At 60.6% G+C, this 20,700-nt stretch carries 19 protein-coding genes; 13 read left to right on the plus strand and 6 right to left on the minus strand.

What is annotated here, in order from left to right; translation table 11 throughout:
• Nucleotides 1–136: 136 nt before the first annotated feature.
• A complete protein-coding gene (locus PMI36_RS18575) occupies nt 137–1,258 on the plus strand; it encodes a DmpA family aminopeptidase (protein WP_008070719.1) in 1,122 nt (373 codons plus the stop codon).
• A gap of 185 nt (nt 1,259–1,443) precedes the next feature.
• Here PMI36_RS18575 and PMI36_RS18570 read toward each other — a convergent pair whose 3' ends face one another.
• Nucleotides 1,444–2,097, minus strand: a complete 654-nt coding sequence (locus PMI36_RS18570) for an NAD(P)H-dependent oxidoreductase (protein WP_008070720.1) — start codon at nt 2,095–2,097, stop codon at nt 1,444–1,446.
• Nucleotides 2,098–2,196: 99 nt separating this feature from the next.
• On the opposite strand from PMI36_RS18570, the gene PMI36_RS18565 reads away from it, so the two are divergent.
• The 11 genes from PMI36_RS18565 to PMI36_RS18515 all read left to right on the plus strand — a co-directional run bounded on the left by PMI36_RS18565 (nt 2,197) and on the right by PMI36_RS18515 (nt 15,167).
• On the plus strand, nt 2,197–2,838 hold the full coding sequence (locus PMI36_RS18565) for a TetR/AcrR family transcriptional regulator (protein WP_008070721.1): 642 nt from the start codon (nt 2,197–2,199) through the stop codon (nt 2,836–2,838).
• A 101-nt stretch (nt 2,839–2,939) separates the two neighbouring features.
• On the plus strand, nt 2,940–4,697 hold the full coding sequence (locus PMI36_RS18560) for an L-lactate permease (RefSeq protein ID WP_008070722.1): 1,758 nt from the start codon (nt 2,940–2,942) through the stop codon (nt 4,695–4,697).
• A gap of 227 nt (nt 4,698–4,924) precedes the next feature.
• Nucleotides 4,925–6,298, plus strand: coding sequence for a glutamine synthetase family protein (locus PMI36_RS18555; RefSeq protein WP_008070723.1), 1,374 nt, complete (start codon nt 4,925–4,927; stop codon nt 6,296–6,298).
• A 9-nt stretch (nt 6,299–6,307) separates the two neighbouring features.
• Nucleotides 6,308–7,699 carry an aldehyde dehydrogenase family protein gene (locus PMI36_RS18550; protein ID WP_008070725.1) on the plus strand — a complete coding sequence of 464 codons (1,392 nt, stop codon included), beginning with the start codon at nt 6,308–6,310 and terminating at the stop codon, nt 7,697–7,699.
• Nucleotides 7,700–7,702: 3 nt separating this feature from the next.
• Entirely contained in the window at nt 7,703–8,863 is a 1,161-nt protein-coding gene (locus PMI36_RS18545; RefSeq protein WP_008070726.1) for an iron-containing alcohol dehydrogenase, read from the plus strand.
• Nucleotides 8,864–9,020: 157 nt separating this feature from the next.
• Entirely contained in the window at nt 9,021–10,586 is a 1,566-nt protein-coding gene (locus PMI36_RS18540; protein ID WP_008070728.1) for an amino acid permease, read from the plus strand.
• 226 nt (nt 10,587–10,812) lie between these two features.
• Complete coding sequence (yghX, locus tag PMI36_RS18535) at nt 10,813–11,700, plus strand: YghX family hydrolase (protein WP_008070731.1); 888 nt, start codon at nt 10,813–10,815, stop codon at nt 11,698–11,700.
• Between the two features lie 234 nt (nt 11,701–11,934).
• Complete coding sequence (locus PMI36_RS18530) at nt 11,935–12,123, plus strand: DUF1843 domain-containing protein (protein WP_008070733.1); 189 nt, start codon at nt 11,935–11,937, stop codon at nt 12,121–12,123.
• Between the two features lie 41 nt (nt 12,124–12,164).
• Nucleotides 12,165–12,809 (plus strand): DUF1842 domain-containing protein, encoded by a 645-nt coding sequence (locus PMI36_RS18525; RefSeq protein WP_008070736.1) that lies wholly within the window; start codon nt 12,165–12,167, stop codon nt 12,807–12,809.
• 54 nt (nt 12,810–12,863) lie between these two features.
• Nucleotides 12,864–13,445 (plus strand): DUF1842 domain-containing protein, encoded by a 582-nt coding sequence (locus PMI36_RS18520; protein ID WP_008070738.1) that lies wholly within the window; start codon nt 12,864–12,866, stop codon nt 13,443–13,445.
• 258 nt (nt 13,446–13,703) lie between these two features.
• Nucleotides 13,704–15,167, plus strand: a complete 1,464-nt coding sequence (locus PMI36_RS18515; RefSeq protein ID WP_008070739.1) for a GDL motif peptide-associated radical SAM/SPASM maturase — start codon at nt 13,704–13,706, stop codon at nt 15,165–15,167.
• A 149-nt stretch (nt 15,168–15,316) separates the two neighbouring features.
• Here PMI36_RS18515 and PMI36_RS18510 read toward each other — a convergent pair whose 3' ends face one another.
• The 3 genes from PMI36_RS18510 to PMI36_RS18500 all read right to left on the minus strand — a co-directional run bounded on the left by PMI36_RS18510 (nt 15,317) and on the right by PMI36_RS18500 (nt 18,757).
• Nucleotides 15,317–16,246 (minus strand): LysR family transcriptional regulator, encoded by a 930-nt coding sequence (locus PMI36_RS18510; protein ID WP_008070742.1) that lies wholly within the window; start codon nt 16,244–16,246, stop codon nt 15,317–15,319.
• A gap of 30 nt (nt 16,247–16,276) precedes the next feature.
• Complete coding sequence (locus tag PMI36_RS18505) at nt 16,277–17,251, minus strand: quinone oxidoreductase family protein (protein WP_008070744.1); 975 nt, start codon at nt 17,249–17,251, stop codon at nt 16,277–16,279.
• 84 nt (nt 17,252–17,335) lie between these two features.
• Nucleotides 17,336–18,757 (minus strand): MFS transporter, encoded by a 1,422-nt coding sequence (locus PMI36_RS18500; protein WP_008070745.1) that lies wholly within the window; start codon nt 18,755–18,757, stop codon nt 17,336–17,338.
• Between the two features lie 128 nt (nt 18,758–18,885).
• On the opposite strand from PMI36_RS18500, the gene PMI36_RS18495 reads away from it, so the two are divergent.
• Nucleotides 18,886–19,782, plus strand: a complete 897-nt coding sequence (locus PMI36_RS18495; RefSeq protein ID WP_008070747.1) for a LysR family transcriptional regulator — start codon at nt 18,886–18,888, stop codon at nt 19,780–19,782.
• A gap of 171 nt (nt 19,783–19,953) precedes the next feature.
• On the opposite strand, the gene PMI36_RS30455 is transcribed toward PMI36_RS18495, so the two are convergent.
• Nucleotides 19,954–20,136, minus strand: coding sequence for a DUF1289 domain-containing protein (locus PMI36_RS30455; protein ID WP_081499251.1), 183 nt, complete (start codon nt 20,134–20,136; stop codon nt 19,954–19,956).
• Nucleotides 20,137–20,139: 3 nt separating this feature from the next.
• Nucleotides 20,140–20,511 carry a hypothetical protein gene (locus tag PMI36_RS18490; protein ID WP_008070749.1) on the minus strand — a complete coding sequence of 124 codons (372 nt, stop codon included), beginning with the start codon at nt 20,509–20,511 and terminating at the stop codon, nt 20,140–20,142.
• Between the last annotated feature and the right edge of the window lie 189 nt (nt 20,512–20,700).

Consider the following 20,700-nt stretch of genomic DNA (forward strand, 5'->3'; position numbering starts at 1 on the left):
CTTGCTCGCGAAGGCGGCGGCACAGCCAACATTGATGTCGTCTGACACACCGCTTTCGCGAGCAAGCCCGCTCCCACAGGTTTCTTACCTTCGGGCCAATAAGCCCCCTTTTTATAAATTGAAGATGAGAGAAACGATGAAACCACGTGCCCGCGACCTGAACATTCAGTTCGGCCAACTGCAACCCGGCCCCCTCAACGCCATCACCGATGTGCCCGGTGTACGGGTCGGCCACAGCAATGTGCGAGGACAAACCGCCAGCGGCCGCGACATCTACACCGGTGTCACGCTGATCGAGCCACGCGCCGGTTCCGCCAATCAACGACCATGCTTCGCCGGCGTCCATGTGCTCAACGGTAACGGCGATGCCACGGGGCTTGAGTGGATTCGCGAGGCCGGCCTGCTGACCAGCCCGATTGCCTTCACCAACACCCATAGCCTGGGCATCGTGCGCGATGCGCTGATCGTTTTGGATCGTCAGGAGCAACCCGACGACGGGCGCCTTTACTGGAACATGCCCGTGGTGCTGGAAACGTTCGACGGCTTGCTCAATGACATCAACGGTTTTCATGTACGTCCTGAACATGTGGCCGAAGCTCTGCACGCAGCCGTCGACGGCCCGGTCATCGAAGGCGCGGTGGGCGGTGGCAGCGGGATGATCTGTCATGAATTCAAGGGCGGGATCGGCACCGCATCGCGCCGGCTGAATAGCGCTCAAGGAGGCTGGACCGTCGGCGCAATCGTCCAGGCCAACCACGGCATTCGTCACGAATTACGCGTCGACGGCTACCCGGTTGGGCGTTATATGGAGCAGGTCGACTCGCCCTTCCTCAAAGCCTCCCTGCCCCATCCGGGCATGGGCTCCATCGTCGTCTGCCTGGCCACCGACGCGCCTCTTTTACCCCACCAATGCACGCGCCTCGCGCAACGTGCCAGCCTCGGCCTGGCCCGCACCGGTGGTGGCAATGAAGACCACAGCGGCGACATTTTTGTGGCCTTCGCCACCGGCAATCAGCACGTGCCGCCAGCCGCCTATGAAGGCAAAGGCGCGCCCACCTGCGACCACCTGAGAATGGTCAACAACGACCACATCAGCGAGCTGTTCCTGGCCGCCACCGAAACCGTGGAAGAAGCCATCATCAACGCCCTGCTGGCCGCGAACACCACCGAAGGCAATGGCCATACGGTGCCGGGCCTGGATGCCAACACCTTGCTCAAAGCACTGCGTCAGGCAGGCTGGCCGGGGGGATTAGACTAATGGTACTTGAGTACCAGCCACCGGCTTCTTACGATGTTGATACGTAGCGGTTGGAGGTTTAAGCCGTTGCGTAGGTGGTGAGTGAACTGAACCCCAATAAGCTCACCACTTGTTTCATGCGCATCTTGAGCCTCTGGGCTCTACTTCCTCCCCATCAAAGAGCTTTGAGGCTCTTTTTTTGCCTGTCAAAAAGCGTCGGCGCTGACCGGTCGGCAAAGGTGAATATCCTGAGCCGCGTCGCTGCGCCTGGATGCACCGAAAAGATCACGACCAATCACCCGCGCAACCTCCAGATGAACCGTCGGCTCCTGGATTTCCGAGTCGAGCAACAGCTCGGACGTCACAACGCTGGCACCGCAATAATCGAAGATTCCATGGTCGATCTGCGTCTTCATGGCGTCGGCATAACCGTGGCGCGCATAGGTTCCCGCATCTGCGCCGCCGACACCCACAAGGTGAACCCGCAGGTGGCGAAGCTTCTTCTCCAACTTGGCATCCGCACTGAAATCGAATGCCCAGCCATTGGCGAACACCCGATCGATCCAGCCTTTGAGCAGCGCCGGCATCGACCACCAATAAACCGGATACACCAGCACCAGCGCATCGGCGCCATCGATTCTCGCCTGCTCGGCGGCCACATCGGCGGGAGGCGGTGCTTCCCGATGATGGACGGCGAGATCGGCCGCGCCGAACCTTGGATCGAACCCTTGCGCCCAAAGGTCCGCGATCTCGAACGAGTTGTCGGAATCAGCTGCGGATACACCTTCGCCGATCTGCCTCGCGAGGCTATGGGTGAGCGACTGTAGATCATGGTGAGCTACAACAATGAGTGCGTGCATGTCGAAACTCCTGCTACGGAATGAGTGATTGAGGGCCAGAGACGAGCCTTATATACTCTTGGTAAGTTACGACCAGTAAGCTACTTTTGGTACATAAGCATGTCAAGCACCGAAACACCTGAGCAGGATTCCAACCCGCAACCGCGTCGCCGGATGTCACGGGAAGAGCGCCAGCGCCAGTTGCTGGATGTCGCCTGGCAGCTGGTTCGAGAGGAAGGCACGGAAGCGTTGACCCTGGGCCGGCTCGCCGAACAGGCGGGGGTGACCAAACCGGTGGTTTACGATCATTTCACCACCCGTCCCGGGTTGCTGGCGGCGCTTTATCAGGAGTTCGACGCGCGTCAGACCGCGCTTATGGACGCTGCGCTTCAAACCAGTGAACCAACCCTGGCCAGCAAGGCAATGGTCATCGCCTCGTCTTATGTTGATTGCGTCCTTCTTCAGGGCCGCGAGATACCCGGCGTGATCGCCGCATTGACCAGCTCGCCTGAACTGGAAAAGATCAAGCGCGAGTACGAAGCGATCTTCATGGACAAGTGCCGCAACGCCCTCCTCCCCTTCGCCGGAACGGGTGAAATCGCGCCAGCGAGTCTTCGGGCGATGCTCGGTGCAGCCGAGGCGCTGTCCCACGCCGCCGCGACTGGAGAGATCACGCCAGTGCAGGCACAGGACGAGCTTTTCGCAACGATCGTGGCGATGGTCGAAAGGAGCGCACGCCTCGGGGTCGACCTCGAAACCTGAACGGCTGGCCCCGCCAGGACAGCAGCGTAATGCCACCTATACTCCAAACCACCTTCCCCCACGGGGGTCTGCGCTACCAACAATAAAAGCAGAGGTGGAACATGGTCTGGCAGCAAATCTACGACCCTTTCGATAACCCGATGCTATCAACCATCATGGCGGCGGTGCCGGTGGTGGTGATGCTGGCCTCCCTGGCGTTTTTCCACATCAAGGCGCATCTGGCGGCGTTGTTGGCCCTGGGCTCGGCCTTGTTGATTGCGATTTTTGCCTTCGGCATGCCGGCGGACATGGCGGGCTCAGCCGCGCTATATGGCGCCGCCAACGGTCTGCTGCCGATCGGCTGGATCGTGCTTAACATCATCTTCCTGCATCGGCTGACCACCGAGAACGGCTCGTTCAAAGTGCTGCAGGATTCCCTGGCGCGCATCACTGACGATCGACGTCTGCAACTGCTGCTGATTGCCTTCTGCTTCGGCGCTTTCTTCGAAGGGGCCGCCGGTTTCGGCACCCCCGTGGCGGTGACCGGGGCCATTCTGATCGGGTTGGGCTTTTCGCCCCTGGCCGCGTCTGGCCTGGCATTGATCGCCAATACTGCACCCGTGGCATTCGGCGCCCTGGGCACGCCCATCATCACCCTGGCCAAAGTGACCGGGCTGGATGAAATGGAGCTGTCGATGATGGTCGGCCGGCAACTGCCATTTTTCTCGGTGATCGTGCCGTTCTGGCTGATCTGGGCCTTCGCCGGCTGGCGCAAGATGCTGGAAATATGGCCGGCGATCCTGGTCGCCGGAGTCAGCTTCGCCATACCGCAATTCCTCGTGTCCAACTACCACGGGCCGATGCTGGTGGATGTAATCGCCGCGCTGATTTCCATGGCCTGCCTGACCGGTTTCCTCAAGGTCTGGAAGCCAGCTACTGTGCACACCTCCGCCGCCTTGTCGGGGCGCGCCGACAACTCCAGTGTGGATGTGGACCCGGACGAGAAACCCAGCGCGACCTTTGCCAGCGACGCCAAACCTGCCGTAATGCGGGCGTGGATGCCATGGATCATCCTCACGGTCTTCGTGTTTGCCTGGGGCACCCAAAGCTTCAAAAACCTGTTCGATACCCGCCCGGTCATGGATCCGCAAACCCACTCGGCCAAGCTCGATCCCCAAGGCAAGCCGATGCGCGAGGCGAACCCGATCTTTGCCCCGACCTTGACCTTCACCACCATTCACCAACAGATCGAGAAGGTGCCGCCCGTGGTACCTACACCTAAAAAAGAGGACGCGGTCTACAAGTTCACCTGGCTCACCAGCACCGGCAGCGGCATCTTGCTGGCGGCGATCCTCGGCGGGTTGCTGATGGGTTATTCCATCCCGCAGCTGCTGCACCATTACCTGCGAACGCTGTGGGTGGTGCGTTACTCGCTCATCACCATAGTGGCCATGCTTGCCTTGGGCTTCCTGACCCGCTACTCGGGCCTCGACGCCACCATGGGCCTGGCTTTCGCCGCCACGGGCATTTTCTACCCCATGTTCGGCACGTTGCTCGGCTGGCTAGGCGTCGCCCTGACCGGTTCGGACACGGCCTCCAACGTGCTGTTCGGCGGCTTGCAACGGGTAACGGCCGAGCAACTGGGCCTGAGCCCGGTATTGATGGCCGCGGCCAACAGCTCCGGCGGAGTCATGGGCAAGATGGTCGACGCCCAGTCGATCGTGGTCGCGTCCACCGCCACCCGCTGGTACGGCCATGAAGGGGAAATCCTGCGCTACGTGTTTTTCCACTCCGTGGTGCTGGCGATTCTGGTCGGCGGGCTGGTGACGTTGCAGGCGTATGTGGCGCCGTTCAGCCATATGGTGGTGGGCGGGAATTAACCGAGGCGACCGCTGTTGACCATGGCCCGGCATCGCAACCCGGGCCATGGTTCAAGCCAGATAACCGCCGTTTACATCGAGCCGAAACTTGCGCATGGCAACAGTAGGCTAAGCTTTCAGCAGCTCATTGCTCACGATGCTCGATTCTGCAGGTTTTGGTTTTTTCTGGAGAGCGTCTGCAACAGCTACTTCAGACAGGCCCAAACTTTTCACGCAGGACTGACGTGATGACCGAGCCCCTCCTCAGCTTTGATGCACTCAAGCGCGCCGCTGCCACCGGCGAAATCGATACCGTGTTGGTCTGCATGGTCGACATGCAAGGACGACTGGTCGGCAAACGATTCCAGGTCGAGTTTTTCATCGACAGCGGCCATGAAGAAACCCACTGCTGCAATTACCTGCTGGCTGACGACATCGACATGGAGCCGGTGCCGGGTTACGCCGCGGCCAGCTGGAGCAAAGGCTATGGCGACTTTGTCCTGAAACCCGACATGGCCACCTTGCGTCGCGTGCCTTGGCTGGAATGCACGGCGCTGGTGCTCTGCGACGTGCTCGATCATCACCATCGGCGCGACCTGCCGCACAGCCCGCGGGCGATCCTGAAAAAGCAGGTCGAGCGCCTGCGCGAACGCGGCTATACCGGCATGTTCGCCTCGGAGCTGGAGTTCTATCTGTTCGACGAGAGCTATGAGGCGATCCACGAGCGCAACTACCACAAGCCGAAGACCGCCGGCCATTACATCGAGGATTACAACATCCTGCAGACCACCCGCGAGGAGCCGGTATTGCGGGCGATTCGCAAGCATCTGCAGGCATCCGGCATTCCCGTGGAAAACTCCAAGGGTGAATGGGGGCCGGGGCAGGAAGAAATTAACATCCGATATGCCGATGCCCTGACCATGGCCGACCACCACGTGATCATCAAGCACGCCTGCAAGGAGATTGCACAACTGCAGGGCAAGGCGATCACGTTCATGGCCAAGTGGCGCTATGACGCCGCCGGTTCCAGCAGCCATGTGCACAATTCGCTATGGGACAAAAATGCCAAGAAGCCGCTGTTCTTTGATCCCAAGGCCGAGTTTGGCATGTCAAAACTGATGCGTTCCTGGGTGGCCGGGCAGCTCAAATACGCCAACGACATCACCTGTTTTCTTGCGCCCTACATCAATTCGTACAAGCGCTTCCAGGCCGGCACTTTCGCGCCTACGCGGGCCGTATGGAGCCGGGATAATCGCACCGCAGGCTTTCGCTTGTGCGCGGAAGGCAGCAAGGCCATCCGCATCGAATGCCGCATCGGCGGTGCCGACCTCAACCCCTATCTGGCCTTCGCTGCCTTGATCGCCGCGGGGATGGCCGGTATCGACGAAAAGCTCAGTCTTACGCCGCCCTTCGAGGGCGATGCCTACGTCGACGAGCACTTGCCTGAAGTGTCGAAAACCTTGCGCGATGCCTGCGCCGCACTCAAGGCGTCGAGCATGTTGCGCGAGGCATTCGGTGATGAAGTGATCGACCACTACGTGCACACCGCCGAGTGGGAACAGAAAGAGTACGACCGGCGCATCACCGACTGGGAACTGCAGCGCGGCTTCGAGCGCTATTGAGCACACACCATGACTGAGATCGTTCAACTCATCTCCCCGGTCGATGGCCGGGTCTACGCCGAACGCCGCCGTGCCGATGCGGCGCAGCTCGACCAGGCTCTGGCGGCGGCCACAGCCGCCCAGGCGCAATGGCAGCGCCGGCCGCTGAGCGAACGCGCCGCATTTTGCAGCGCCGCCGTGGACGCAATGCTGGCGATGAAGGCCGAGATCGTGCCGGAGCTGGCCTGGCAGATGGGTCGCCCGGTACGCTTCGGCGCCGGCGAGCTACGCGGTTTCGAAGAACGTGCGCGGCACATGATCGACATTGCGCCTGAAGCGTTGGCAGCAATTGAACCTGCGCCTGTCGCCGGTTTTCGACGCTGTATCAAACGTGAACCGTTGGGTACGGTGCTGGTCGTCGCGCCGTGGAATTACCCCTATCTGACGGCAGTAAATACGATCATCCCGGCGCTGATGGCGGGCAACAGCGTGATCCTCAAACACGCTTCGCAAACGCTGCTGGTCGGCGAGCGTTTCGCCGAGGCGTTACGCCGCGCCCATCTGCCTGAAGGCCTGTTCCACAACGTGCTGCTCGATCATCAGCAGACCGCCACGATCATCGCTTCAGGACGCGTGCAGCAGGTGAACTTCACCGGCTCAGTCGACGCCGGCAAGGCCATGGAAAGCGCCGCCACTGGATGCTTCCTTGGCGTGGGCCTGGAGCTTGGCGGCAAAGACCCGGCCTACGTTCGGGCAGACGCCAACCTTGAGCATGCGGTGGAAAACCTGGTGGACGGCAGTTTCTTCAACTCCGGGCAAAGCTGCTGCGCCGTCGAGCGTATCTATGTCGATGAAAAAATCTACCCGGCGTTTGTCGAGCGCTTCGTCGCCTTGACCCGCCAATACGTGCTGGGCAACCCGCTGGACGAAGCCACCACCCTCGGCCCGCTGATTACGCCGAGCGCCGCTGAATTCGTTCGCGGGCAGATCGTCGATGCGCTGGCACAAGGGGCCAAGGCGTTGATCGATCCAAAGGACTTTCCCGCCGATGCACCCGGCAGCGCCTATCTAGCGCCGCAGGTGTTGGTGGGCGTCACCCACCAAATGTCGGTGATGCGTGAGGAAAGCTTTGGCCCGGTGGTCGGCATCATGCCAGTGGCCAGCGACGATGAAGCCATCGCCTTGATGAACGACAGTGAGTTCGGGCTCAGCGCTTCTATCTGGACCCAAGATCTGGCCGCCGCCGAACACATCGGCGACGAGATCGCCACCGGCACCGTGTTCATGAACCGCTGCGATTATCTGGACCCGGCCCTGGCCTGGACCGGGGTGAAAAACAGCGGACGCGGCGTCACGCTGTCGCGCCTTGGCTATGAACACCTGACCCGCGCGAAATCCTTCCATCTGCGCCATGAGATCTGAGCCATGAGCCTGACCGCGAACTGGAATTACCCCACGAGCATCCGCTTCGGTGTCGGCCGCATCGCCGAACTGGCCGAGGTCTGCCGCAGCCAAGGTATCCAGCGACCGTTGCTGGTCACCGACAGTGGCCTGGCGCGTGCCCCGATCACCACCGCGGCAGTGGAATCTTTGCGCGCCGCCGGCCTTGGCGTCGCGCTGTTTTGCGACCTCAAGCCCAATCCGATTGAAGCCAATCTGGCGGGAGGGCTCGATGCCTGGCGCGCAGGCAACCACGATGGTGTGGTCGCCTTCGGCGGTGGTAGCGGGCTGGACATGGGCAAGCTCATCGCGTTCATGAGTGGCCAGACCCGACCGGTTTGGGATTTCGAAGACATCGGCGACTACTGGACACGCGCCGACGAAAGCAGCATCGCCCCGGTCATTGCGGTGCCGACCACCGCGGGGACCGGTTCCGAGGTGGGCCGTGCGGCGGTGATCATCGACGAGCGTACGCACACCAAACGCATCATCTTTCACCCGAAAATGATGCCGCGCGTAGTCATCAGCGACCCGGCCCTCACCGTCGGCATGCCGGCAAAAGTCACCGCCGGCACCGGCATGGACGCCTTTGCCCATTGCCTGGAATCGTACTGCGCTCCCGGCTTTCATCCGATGGCCGAAGGTATTGCGGTGGAAGGCATGCGCCTGGTGGCCAATGCCCTGGTACGCGCCGTACACACCCCCTCCGACCTCGACGCGCGTGCGCAAATGCTGGCGGCTGCGGCGATGGGCGCTACCGCTTTCCAGAAAGGCCTGGGTGGCATGCACGCACTCGCCCATCCTGTGGGCGCCCTGTACGACACCCACCACGGCATGACCAATGCCACGTTCATGCCCTATGTACTCAAGTTCAATCGCCCGGCCATCGAAGAACGCATCACCCGCCTGGCGGCTTATTTGCGCCTGCCCTCCCCAGGCTTCGACAGCTTTCTGGCCTTCGTTCTCAAGCTGCGCAAAGACATCGGCGTGCCGCATACGCTGTTTGAACTGGGGGTGGATGACAAGCAGGTCGATTTAATCGCGGACATGGCGATTGTCGACCCCTGCGCCGGCGGCAACCCGCTGCCATTGACACGAACTGGCGCGGCAGAAATTTTCGACGCGGCGTTTCACGGCCGTCTCTAGAGCAATCGTCTGTCCTGGCCAACGTGTGAGCACGAAAACCTGGATGGATTTCAACCGTTAGAGGCAGGAGCAGTACGACAGGGGGTTGAAGACAAACCCATTCGGCAACGCACAACGCGGATGGATGTGGATCAAAACCTGAACAAGAGCACACGCTATGAGTCCAGTAAGCCAACCCGGCGCCACCGCGCCACAAGACGACGACCTCAAGGTGTTGCACAACATGGGCTATGCCCAGCAACTCTCGCGACGCATGGGCGTTTTCTCCAACTTTGCCATTTCCTTTTCGATCATTTGCATCCTCTCGGGTGGCATCAACTCACTGGCACAGGGCACTTCGGGTGCAGGCGGTGCAGCCATCGGTATCGGTTGGCCACTGGGCTGCCTGATCTCCGGGGTTTTCGCCATGGCCATGGCACAGATTTCCTCGGCCTACCCAACCGCTGGCGGCCTCTATCACTGGGGCTCGATTCTCGGTAACCGCTTCACCGGCTGGCTGACGGCCTGGTTCAACCTGTTGGGGCTGATCACGGTGCTCGGCGCGATCAACGTCGGTACCTATTACTTCTTTTTCGGCGCCTTCGGACCGGCCCTGGGAATGGAAGACACCATCACCACACGGATCACTTTTCTGGCGATCCTGACCGGCCTCCAGGCCTTGTGTAACCACTTCGGCATCGGCCTGACCGCAAAGCTCACTGACTTCTCGGGCTACCTGATCTTCGCCACGGCGCTCGCGCTGACCATCGTCTGCCTGATCGCCGCCCCCAGCTTTGAGTTCGCCCGGTTGGTGACCTTCGGCAACTACTCCGGCGAAGCCGGCGGCAACGTCTGGCCACAGGTGTCGAACGGCTGGATTTTCATGCTCGGCCTGCTCTTGCCGATCTACACCATCACCGGCTATGACGCCTCGGCGCATACCTCCGAAGAAACCCATCAGGCATCCGTGTCGGTACCGGTCGGGATGGTCAGTTCGGTGGCCTGGTCGTTGCTGTTCGGCTGGGTGATGCTCTGCTCGTTTGTACTGATGCTGCCAAGCATGGACGAAGCGGCGAAGCAGGGTTGGAATGTGTTCTTTTGGGCGATGGACACTCAGGTGAACCCGGCGATCAAGATGGCGCTTTATCTGGCCATTTTCATCTCGCAGGTTCTCTGCGGGCTGGCGACCGTGACCTCGGTCTCACGCATGATCTTCGCGTTTTCCCGTGACGGCGGCCTGCCCTTCTCCAAAGCATTGGCCTCAGTCTCACCGACCCATCGCAGCCCGGTGGCGGCGATCTGGACCGGTGCCACGCTCGCGGTGTTGTTCGTGTGGGGATCGTCCCTGGTATCGATCGGCGAAACGCCGGTTTACACGATCGTGGTCTCCTGCACGGTGATCTTCCTGTTCTTCTCTTTCATCATTCCCATCGTGCTGGGCCTGTTTACCTACGGGACTGCGAAGTGGCCGACCATGGGGCCGTGGAACATGGGGCGCGGGTTTTACTCGTTGTTCGCCATCCTCTCGGTCCTTTCGATGGTGCTGATCTTTGTCATCGGCATCCAGCCACCGAACGATTGGGCGCTGTACATCACGCTCGGTTTTCTGATTCTGACGGCGATTGTCTGGTTCGCCTTTGAAGCCCGGCGCTTCCAGGGTCCACCTGTAGGCGACATGATCATCAAGCGTCAGGCAGAAATTGCAGCGGCTGAAGAGGCGTTGAACAAACAGGCTGGGAGCTGATTGCCATAGCCATGAACAGCGGGGGGCTGAGCGCTAATGCCAGTCAGTTAAGCAATCCATGTGGGAGCGGGCTTGCTCGCGAAGAGGGCGTGTCAGTCGACATTAATGTCGCCTGGCACACCGCTTTCGCGAGCAAGCCCGCTCCCACAGGTTTCGCATGCTTAACTGACTGGCATTAGGCGCTGCCCCTCCGCTTTTTATGAATCAACCAACAGGAAACACATAGATGGACCGTCTCACGGCGAAAGACTTTGCCCCTGAACTGCTCGAACTCTACGACTACTACGCCCACGGCAAAATCAACCGGCGAGCGTTTCTTGATCGTGCGGCGCTGTTCACCTTGGGCGGCTTGACGGCAACAGCCCTCCTCGCCGCCCTGAGCCCGAATTATGCGCTGGCCGAGCAGGTGCAATTTACCGACCCCGACGTCATCGCCGAGTACATCACCTACCCCTCGCCCAAGGGTCACGGGCAGGTTCGTGGTTATTGGGTGCGCCCTGCCAAAGCCACCGGCAAGGTGCCGGCGGTGGTGGTCGCGCATGAAAACCGTGGGCTAAATCCTTACATCGAGGACGTCGCCCGGCGTCTCGCCAAAGCGGGATTCATCGCCCTCGCCCCTGACGGCCTGACGTCGGTGGGCGGCTATCCCGGCAACGATGACAAAGGCCGGGAATTGCAGCAAACCGTCGACCCGGAAAAGCTCATGAATGACTTTTTCGCCGCCATCGAGTGGCTGATGAAACATGATGCCACCAGCGGGAAAGTCGGCATCACCGGCTTCTGTTATGGCGGTGGAGTCGCCAATGCCGCAGCCGTGGCCTATCCGGAGTTAGGGGCCGCCGTGCCCTTTTATGGCCGTCAGCCAAAGGCTGAAGATGTCCCCAGAATCAAAGCCCCGCTGCTGCTCCACTATGGCGAACTGGATACGCGCATCAATGAAGGCTGGCCCGCCTACGAGCAGGCGTTGAAAGCGGCCGGCAAGACCTATGAAGCCTATATCTATCCGGGCGTTAACCACGGTTTCCACAACGACTCCACACCTCGATACGATGATGCCGCCGCCAGGCTTGCCTGGGACCGGACACTGGCCTGGTTTCGGCGTTACTTGGCTTGATTAATCAAATAAACATAATGGCGATACGGAATAACACTTATGAAGAAGTTACTGAATAGATCATCCTTCATCGCCATTCTTAATATTGAACCTAGCGCCTGCTAACCCATCGCGATTAATAAAATAATATTAAAAATTACGCTCCCATTATTCATTGCATATTTATCCGCGCCTGCTTAACTGCAAAAACTGCTGATGACAGCAGTGCCCGTAAACACCACGGAAGGAACCGTTATGAGCAATTCAACTCGCCATAGCATGCCCCCCTATGGGGTGGCCATCCAAAGCGCGATCAAGACCGGCGACCTGCCGCAAATGAAGACGCTATTGAAACAACGCGATGCATCCACACCAGAAAACAAAGAGCTAACTACCGCTTACGAGCAATTGGCCAAGGAAGTCGCACGCCTGGAAAAGCACTAACAGCTATTTCCGCTCCCCTTATTGCAATGGAGGCAATAACCATGTCTGGCTCTACTCAGCAATCTGTCGGCTTGTTCCCGCTCGGCTACCGAATTGGTACTTCGGCACCGGGCGCACAAAGTCTGGCACTTAATCTTTTGGTCTTTACCCCTGATGAGACTGTAAACGGCACCGCCGCAATCACTCAGGCAACCAACCCGCCGCTGGATGTGCATTCCGATGTCTGGGGCGAGTACACCTACCTGACGGTCATGTCACCCGGCGTCAGCAAAATCCTGATCACCGCACAAGGCAATCATGGCGGCTCGGGCTCCAATTCCATCGTGAATTTCAAGTTGCAACTGGTGGTGGGCACCGACTGGAAAGAAGGTGTCGCCAACTATTCGTACTTGAATGGTCAGCAGTGGGTCGAGGTCAACAATGCTCCCGCCCACCTCATTGAGGCGGTGCCGTCCCACGTCTCCCCGCTGCCGTTGGAGCCCGGCCCGGTGATTCCGCCGGAATCATCGTATCCGCCCATCATGCCGCTGTACGCCGCACCGATCCAAAGTGCAATGGCCAGCGGTGACCTAGCCCAGATGAAAAGCCTGTCGCGCCTGGCCCAGCAGCAACTGGATCAGCAACCCCAACTGCAGACGGCGCTTGAAACGGCCAAGGAAGAAATCAGCCGGCAGGAACGCCGCTGACTCGACCACGAAATATGCCCGACTTGTCTTGAATACAAATAAGGGAGTAGCACCATGTCAATCGGACTTTTTCATACCCGCCTCAATGTCAGCAATCACCTGCTGGGCGCACCGGTTTTAACCCTCGATCTGCTGGTGGATACCACAAAGAAAAAAGTCAGCGGGATTGCCAGTATTTTCCAAAGCACCTACCCGACCCTCAACTTCCGTGCCCGTGTATGGGGTGAGTATTCCGAGGCCAAACTGGTGCCGACGGCGGAGAACCACATCATCCTCACCCTGGCGGGCAGCCCGAGCGGCCCTCTCAGCCAGATCGCCCAGACCTTCGGTTTAAAGGGCATTTTAGGCGGCGATTGGGCGAGTGGTTATGTCGACTACAAATATCAGGAACAGGGCGTCTGGCATTACGTGAAACACGCGGCGGTCAGCCAGGCTCCCGTTATTGTGCGCCCAGAGCATCCGCACCATGCGGTGCCGCTCTACGCCGTCGCGGTCCAGCAAGCGCAAGCCAGCGGTGACCTGGCGCAACTGAAGGCCGTGGTCAGCCAGGGTGAACAGCAACTGGCCCACAGCGGTGCGCTGCGTAACGCACTGGATCAGTTGAACGTTGAAATCGCCCGGCTGGAGGCTCGCTAACCCGCACCCGGTAATGCCGTCAGGCAAGCATCCATGTGGGAGCGGGCTTGCTCGCGAAGGCGCCAGCACAGTCAATATTGATGTCGCCTGACACACCGCTTTCGCGAGCAAGCCCGCTCCCACAGGGTTCCGCGCTTAACTGACTGGCCCGGCTCACTTCAACAACAAAAGGTAAATCCGGTCGCGCCACTGCCCCAAGGAAGGCGCGAACACTTCGATGGATTCGTGCCGCGCACGCGTTGTGCGCAAGGATTTTCCATGTCAGACAGTCGCCCTGCCCGCTACCTCAGTGAAACCGACCTCAAACGCTACGTGCCGGTGCATGTGGTCTGGGAAATCACCCTGGCCTGCGATCTCAAATGCCTGCATTGCGGCTCACGCGCCGGCCACAGACGACCCGATGAATTGAACACCCGGGAATGCCTGGACGTCATCGATTCCCTGGCCGCCCTCGGCACCCGCGAGATCACCCTGATCGGTGGTGAAGCCTATTTGCGCAAGGACTGGACGCAGCTGATCCAGGCCATCCACGATCACGGCATGTATTGCGCCATACAAACCGGTGGACGCAACCTGACACCGGCGAAAATGCAGGCAGCGGTGGATGCCGGGCTCAATGGCGTCGGTGTTTCACTGGATGGATTGGCCCCGCTGCATGACGCAGTGCGCAATGTTCCGGGTTCGTTCGACAAGGCGGTAGACACCTTGCGACGCGCCAAACAGTCCGGGCTTGCGGTGAGCGTCAACACACAAATCGGCGCGGCCACGTTGCCCGATCTGCCTGATCTGATGGACCTGATCATCGGCCTCGGCGCCACTCACTGGCAGATCCAGCTGACGGTCGCCATGGGCAATGCCGTCGATCACCCGGAGCTGTTATTGCAGCCTTATCAACTGCTGGAAGTGATGCCGTTGCTGGCGCGTCTGTATCGCGAAGGTGTCGATCGCGGCCTGCTGATGAACGTGGGCAACAACATTGGTTACTACGGCCCTTATGAACATATGTGGCGTGGTTTCGGCGACGAGCGCGTGCATTGGAGTGGCTGCGCCGCCGGCCAGACTGTGCTGGCGCTGGAGGCCGACGGCACCGTCAAGGGTTGCCCGTCATTGGCAACCGTGGGGTTTTCCGGCGGCAACGTTCGCAACATGAGCCTGCACGATATCTGGCACTACAGCGAAGGCATGCACTTTGGCCGCCTGCGCGGCGTCGAAGACCTGTGGGGTTACTGCCGAAGCTGTTACTACAACGACGTCTGCCGTGGCGGCTGCACCTGGACGTCGCACTCCCTGCTTGGCAAACCCGGCAACAACCCCTACTGCCATTACCGCGCGCTGGACCTGCAAAAACGCGGGCTACGCGAGCGTATCGTCAAACTCGAAGACGCGGCCAAGACGTCCTTCGCCGTCGGACGTTTTGACCTGATCACCGAGCGCATCGATACCGGCGAGACGGTCAGCAGCGTCAGCGACAGCGGCCAGGTGATCAAGCTGGCCTGGGCAAACCAGGGCCAGAAATCGCCGGACGAAGGACGTATTCCACCGCAACTGGCGCTGTGTCGCGGTTGCTTGCAGTACATCCATGCGCACGAAGTGACCTGCCCTCACTGCGACGCCGATGTCGCCGCCGCAGAAGCCGTGCACCAGACAGACCGTGCGCGGCAACAAGCGATCATCAACACCCTGACTGGCCTGCTGGGGATGCCGCGAAATACCTTGATGTAAGGGAGTAATGGCCAGTCAGTCAAAATGCGATACCTGTGGGAGCGGGCTTGCTCGCGAAGACGGCGGCACAGTCAACATTGATGTCGTCTGACACACCGCTTTCGCGAGCAAGTCGAATCGTCGCACCGCCGCTCCCACATGGACTGCGCTTAACTGACGGGCATTTGCCAAGGCGGCCCTTGCGCAAATCTTGCCTCCAGCCATTCCTTGAAGGCCATGAGCGTTGCCGGCGTAAAAGCGGCTGATGCTCGCACCAGATAAATCCCGCCCTGGGCATCCAGGTCCCACTCCGGCAGAACGCGCACCATCTGGCCGTTGGCGATTTCCCGGCTCATCAGCCACTCGCCAGCGCCCAAAATACCGACGCCAGCCTTGGCCGCGGCGAGCAACGCCTCGCCGTCGTTCGAGGTCAAGGTTCCCCTGGTGATGACCCTCTCCTGCCGATCACCCTTCGACAAGCGCCATTCAGGAAACGCCGCCAGGCCGGTGAAGCCCAGGCAGTTGTGCTCGGTCAGTTCTTTCGGGCTGGCCGGTAAACCATGCTGTTCTATGTAACTCGGTGAAGCGCAGAGAATGCGGCGATGATCGCTGAGCTTCTTCGCGACCAGGCGGTTGTCGTTCAATTCACCGATACGAATCGCCGCATCGAATCCTTCACCAATGATGTCGACGACGCGATCGCTGTAATCCACCTCGATGGAGACCAACGGATGAGCCGCCAGAAATTCCGGCAGCATCGACGCCAGCCACAGGCGCCCCATCGCAGCAGGAAAAGCCAGGCGCAAAACGCCACGAACCTGCGCCGCGCCCAGTGACGCTTCCTGCTCGGCCTCGATGATCAACCCCGTGGCGGAGCGCAGACGTTCGACGAGACGGTTGCCGGCATCGGTCAACCGCACCTGTCGCGTCGTGCGCTCCATCAACCGCACGCCCAAGCGCTTTTCCATGGCCGCCAGACGCTTTGAAATCACCGTCGGATGGCGTTGCAGCAGGCGTCCGGCAGCCACGAACGAATGCGCCGAGGCGACCGCAAGCAGCGCTGCAATTTCATCGATGTGGCGGCTGTCCAGTGGGTTCACAAAACACTCTTTTGTTCAGGTAAAAAACAATCACGGCTTGAGGACGATCGCTCCGCGAGATTGGCCGCCTTCCAGATCGGCATGGGCCTTGGCCACGTCGGCCAATGCATAGCGGCCCCAGATGCCGGGCTTGATTATGCCCGCCTCGACCGCGGCCAGTACATCATCGGCCCGTTGCCGGTATTCGGCGATGTCCGTGGTGTGCGCGGCGAGTGAAGGACGGGTCAGGAACAGCGAACCCTTGGCATTGAGCGTGGCCACTTCGACCGCCGTCGGCGCTCCGGAAGATGCCCCGAAAGACACCATCAACCCACGTGGTCGCAAGCTGTCGAGCGACGCTTCGAACGACACCCGCCCGATGGGATCGTAGACCACATCGGCTTTCTTGCCGTGGGTGATCTGCGCCACATCCGCGGCGAGTGTCTGGGCATTGAACACCAGCACCGCATCGCAACCCAGCGCCTTGGCTGTCTCGACACTCTCGGCCCGGGACACAATGCCGATGACAAAGGCCCCCAGGTGTTTGGCCCACGTCGCCATGATCTGCCCGAGGCCGCCCGCTACGCCATACAGCACCAGGGTGGTGCCGGGGCCGACCGGGTAAGTCGTCTTCAGCAGGTATTGCGCGGTAATGCCTTTGAACAACACCGCGGCGGCCTCTTCAGCCGTCAACGCGTCGGGAATCGGCACCAGCCGCTCGGCCGGAAACAGGCGCGCACTGGCGTAAGCACCAATAGGCCCTGTTGCGTAGGCCACCCGATCACCCACCTTGACGTTGTTCACTCCCGCGCCGATGGCGGCAACCCGGCCCGCCCCTTCAAGGCCCAGCCCCGACGGCAATGGCAGCGGTACGGCGCCCTTGCGCTGACTCACATCGAGGAAGTTGACGCCAATCGCCTCCTGCTCCAGCCAGACTTCACCCGGCCCCGGCTCACGCGCCGTCACCTGCTCGATGGTCATCACCTCAGGTGCGCCGGTGTGTGCGATACGAACGACAGAAACCATTGCCTGACTCCTTCACTTCAGCGCAGCCCATCTGCGCCATGTGGGGGAAGTATCGGTATTCGATTTCATGCGAACAATACAGCTTCACTGCAGTTCATTACTGCATGCAGTGCAGCAGTGTGAAACTCGCAGCGCCAGCGCGATAACAAGGGCCAGGACGATCAACACCATGGCGACGGCAAACATTATCCGCATACCGTTGGCGATGGCGGCGGGAGATGCCGTGGTGATGTCTGCCGTCGCCGACGCAAAGGCGAACACCGCGCCCATGACCGAGGCCCCGGTGATCAGTCCGAGATTGCGCGACAGGCTGAGCATGCCGGCAATCACGCCGCGCTGGTCCGCACGGATGTCGGTCATGATCGCGGTGTTGTTGGCCGCTTGAAATAACGCGTAGCTGGCAGTGATCACCGCGATGGGCGCGAGGTAACCGAGGATGCCGAAACCCGCCGGCATTATCGATAAAGCCCCCGTTCCGAGCGCCATTGCCGCAAGCCCGAGAAGGGTCATGCGCCGAGTGCCAAAACGGTCCACCAGGCGACCGGCCGGTATACCGGTCAGCGCCGCCACCAACGGCCCTACCGACAAGGCGAAACCGACAAGTGCCGTGCCGAGCCCAAGCGCCCCCGAAAGATAAAACGGCCCGACCACCAACGTCGCCATCATCACCGTCGAAACGAGCGTGCTCATGGCCAGGCTCGCGCTCAATCCTGGCTCGCGGAACAGCGCCAATTTAATCAGGGGTGATGCAACCGTGGTCTCAACGAAGATGAAAAGCCCAACGCCAAAAGCAGCCGTAAGCAGCAGCGAGATGTTGACCGGCCCAAAATCACCCTGCCCGATCGTCATGGCCAGCGCATACGCCCCGAGCGTCAACGCCAGCAGCAACGTGCCTGCCTTGTCGAACCCCACCCATGGCGCTTTCGTTCGCTGTGCATCCGCCGGCAAATAGCGATACGCGAGCCAGATGTTCAGAACACCCAGCGGCACGTTGACCAGAAAAATCGACTGCCAACCTGCGCCTGCGATCAACATTCCACCGAGCGACGGCCCCAGCGTGGTACCGATCGCCGACATCGTGCCGAGCAGCCCCATGGCACTGCCGGTCTGCGCTTTCGGCACCGTCTCGCCGACAAACGCCACGGTCAGCGCCAGCATGATCGCCGCCCCGAGGCCCTGCACCGCCCGGGCACCGACCAGCCACCAAAGCGACGGCGCGACACCACATGCCAGCGATGACAGGGTAAAAATGCCGATGCCCGTCAGCAGCAAGCGTCGACGACCGACGAGGTCACCGAGTCGTCCAACGCTGACAATCAGCGTGGTGATCGCCAGCAAATACGCCAGAACAATCCACTGCACTTGCTGAAAGGAAGCATCGAACGCCTGGGCCAACATCGGCAAACCCGCATTGGCGATGCTGGTGTCGAGTGAAGGCATCAACATCGATAGCGAAAGACTTGCGAGCGCCCAGCGGACGGAGCCTGATTGGGTGATGAGTTTCATTGTCTGGCCACATCTGAAAGGTAGATCAGCAGCGTATGCCCGAGCGTGATATGGCGGAAGACGCATGACTTGCACTTGATAGTTGCGTTTGACGCCATGTCACCCGCACGCCGTGCTAACGTTGAGGCATGACGACTCCCGACCTGAATTTGCTGATTACCCTGGATGTGCTGCTCGCCGCAGGCAGCGTCGCACGCGCCGCCCAACGACTGCGCCTGAGCCCTTCGGCCATGAGCCGGGCACTGGCGCGATTGCGCGAAACGACGGGCGACCCGCTGCTGGTCCGGGCCGGACGCGGGCTGGTGCCGACGCCCCGGGCACTTGAACTGCGCGAACAGGTCAGCCGATTGGTGCAAGACGCAGAAGCCGTGTTACGCCCCGCCGAACAGCTTGATCTCAAACAACTGGTCCGGACGTTTACGCTGCGCACCAGCGACGGTTTCGTCGAAAACTTCGGCCCGGCGCTGATTGCCCGCGTCAGTGCACAAGCACCCGGCGTGCGCTTGCACTTTGTGCAGAAGCTGAGCAAGGACAGCGCCGCGCTTCGCGACGGTTCCGTCGACCTGGAAACCGGGGTGGTCGGCGGCACGACGAGCCCGGAAGTGCGCACCCGTGCGTTGTTCGAGGATCGTTTCATCGGCGTCGTGCGCACAGGGCATCCGCTGACCCAAGGCGAAGTCACCGCCTCCCGTTATGCCGCTGGCAGGCACATCCTGGTCTCGCGACGCGGGCTCGATAAGGGGCCGATGGATGAAGCCCTGGAAGTGCTGGGGCTGGAGCGCGAGATCACCACCATCGTCGGCGGCTTTTCGGCCGCGCTGGCGCTGGCTCGCGCCTCGGACCTGATTGCCACCGTGCCCGCGCAACACACCCGAAACCTGCGCGCAGGCCTGCACAGTTTTGATCTTCCGTTCGACCTGCCGCCGATCACCCTTTCGATGCTCTGGCACCCACGCATGGATGCCGACTCAGCGCATCGGTGGCTGCGTGAATGTGTGCGGGAGGTTTGTACGCAGCCCGGTTAAGCGACACGCTTTTGTAGCAGCTGCCGAAGGCTGCGTTCGGCGGCGCAGCAGTCGTGAGTCCTGGTAACGCGCTCTACCAGACGTAGCGCATTCTCTGATTTTACGACTGCTATGCAGCCGAACGCAGGCTGCGCCAGCGGCTACGGATCGGAGTGCGGCCTGGCATTGCCCTCAAACCTTCCTCTTCTGCAGCCCCTTCAACCGCAAACTCGCCCGCTGCGCCGCCGCCATTTTTTCCGGACGCTTCATACGCTTCCATTTTCTGATGTCGTCCTTGGTGCGGCCACAACTGACACACAGCTCACCACTGAGCTGGCAAATGGAAATACACGGATTTTCGATATCCTTGGCCACGCTTCAACCCCGCGTCGAGCGCTTGGGCGCCAGGCATTGCTGCCAGTTACCGGCATGGGTGCGCTGACATTGTTCTTCAGAATCGAACTGCACATGGGCCGCTACCGGGCTGATGAGTACATCCGCTTCACTTAGCGCCACGGCCGTCAGTTCGACCATACGCTCGCCCTGCCCGCTCGCCAGCGCCTGATCCTTGTTGGCCTGTGTATCGAAGACCCAGATCACCCGCAGGCTGGAAGGAAAGACCGCGTAATCGATTTCGTGGGTCAGCCAGCAGAACCCGACTATTTCTGCCTTGGCGGTTTCACACGCCTCGGTCAGGGTGGCGACCAGGCGACGTTCGATTTGGGCCTGATCGCGTTTGCTTAAAGACATCGGGGAAGGATCCTTGTGGGCGTCGATTGAAAGGGCCCATCATACCTTCGGTCGCTCGTCTCCTCTCTGCATCATTACCCGCCCACGCCCCAGCTTGTATGGAAGGAACGTTTTCATGTGCATGACACAAATCCCCTGTGGGAGCGGGCTTGCTCGCGAAGAGGCTCGAATAAACAGCACAAATTCCGA

The sequence above is a fragment of the Pseudomonas sp. GM79 genome (assembly GCF_000282495.1).
In the GTDB taxonomy this organism is placed as follows: domain Bacteria; phylum Pseudomonadota; class Gammaproteobacteria; order Pseudomonadales; family Pseudomonadaceae; genus Aquipseudomonas.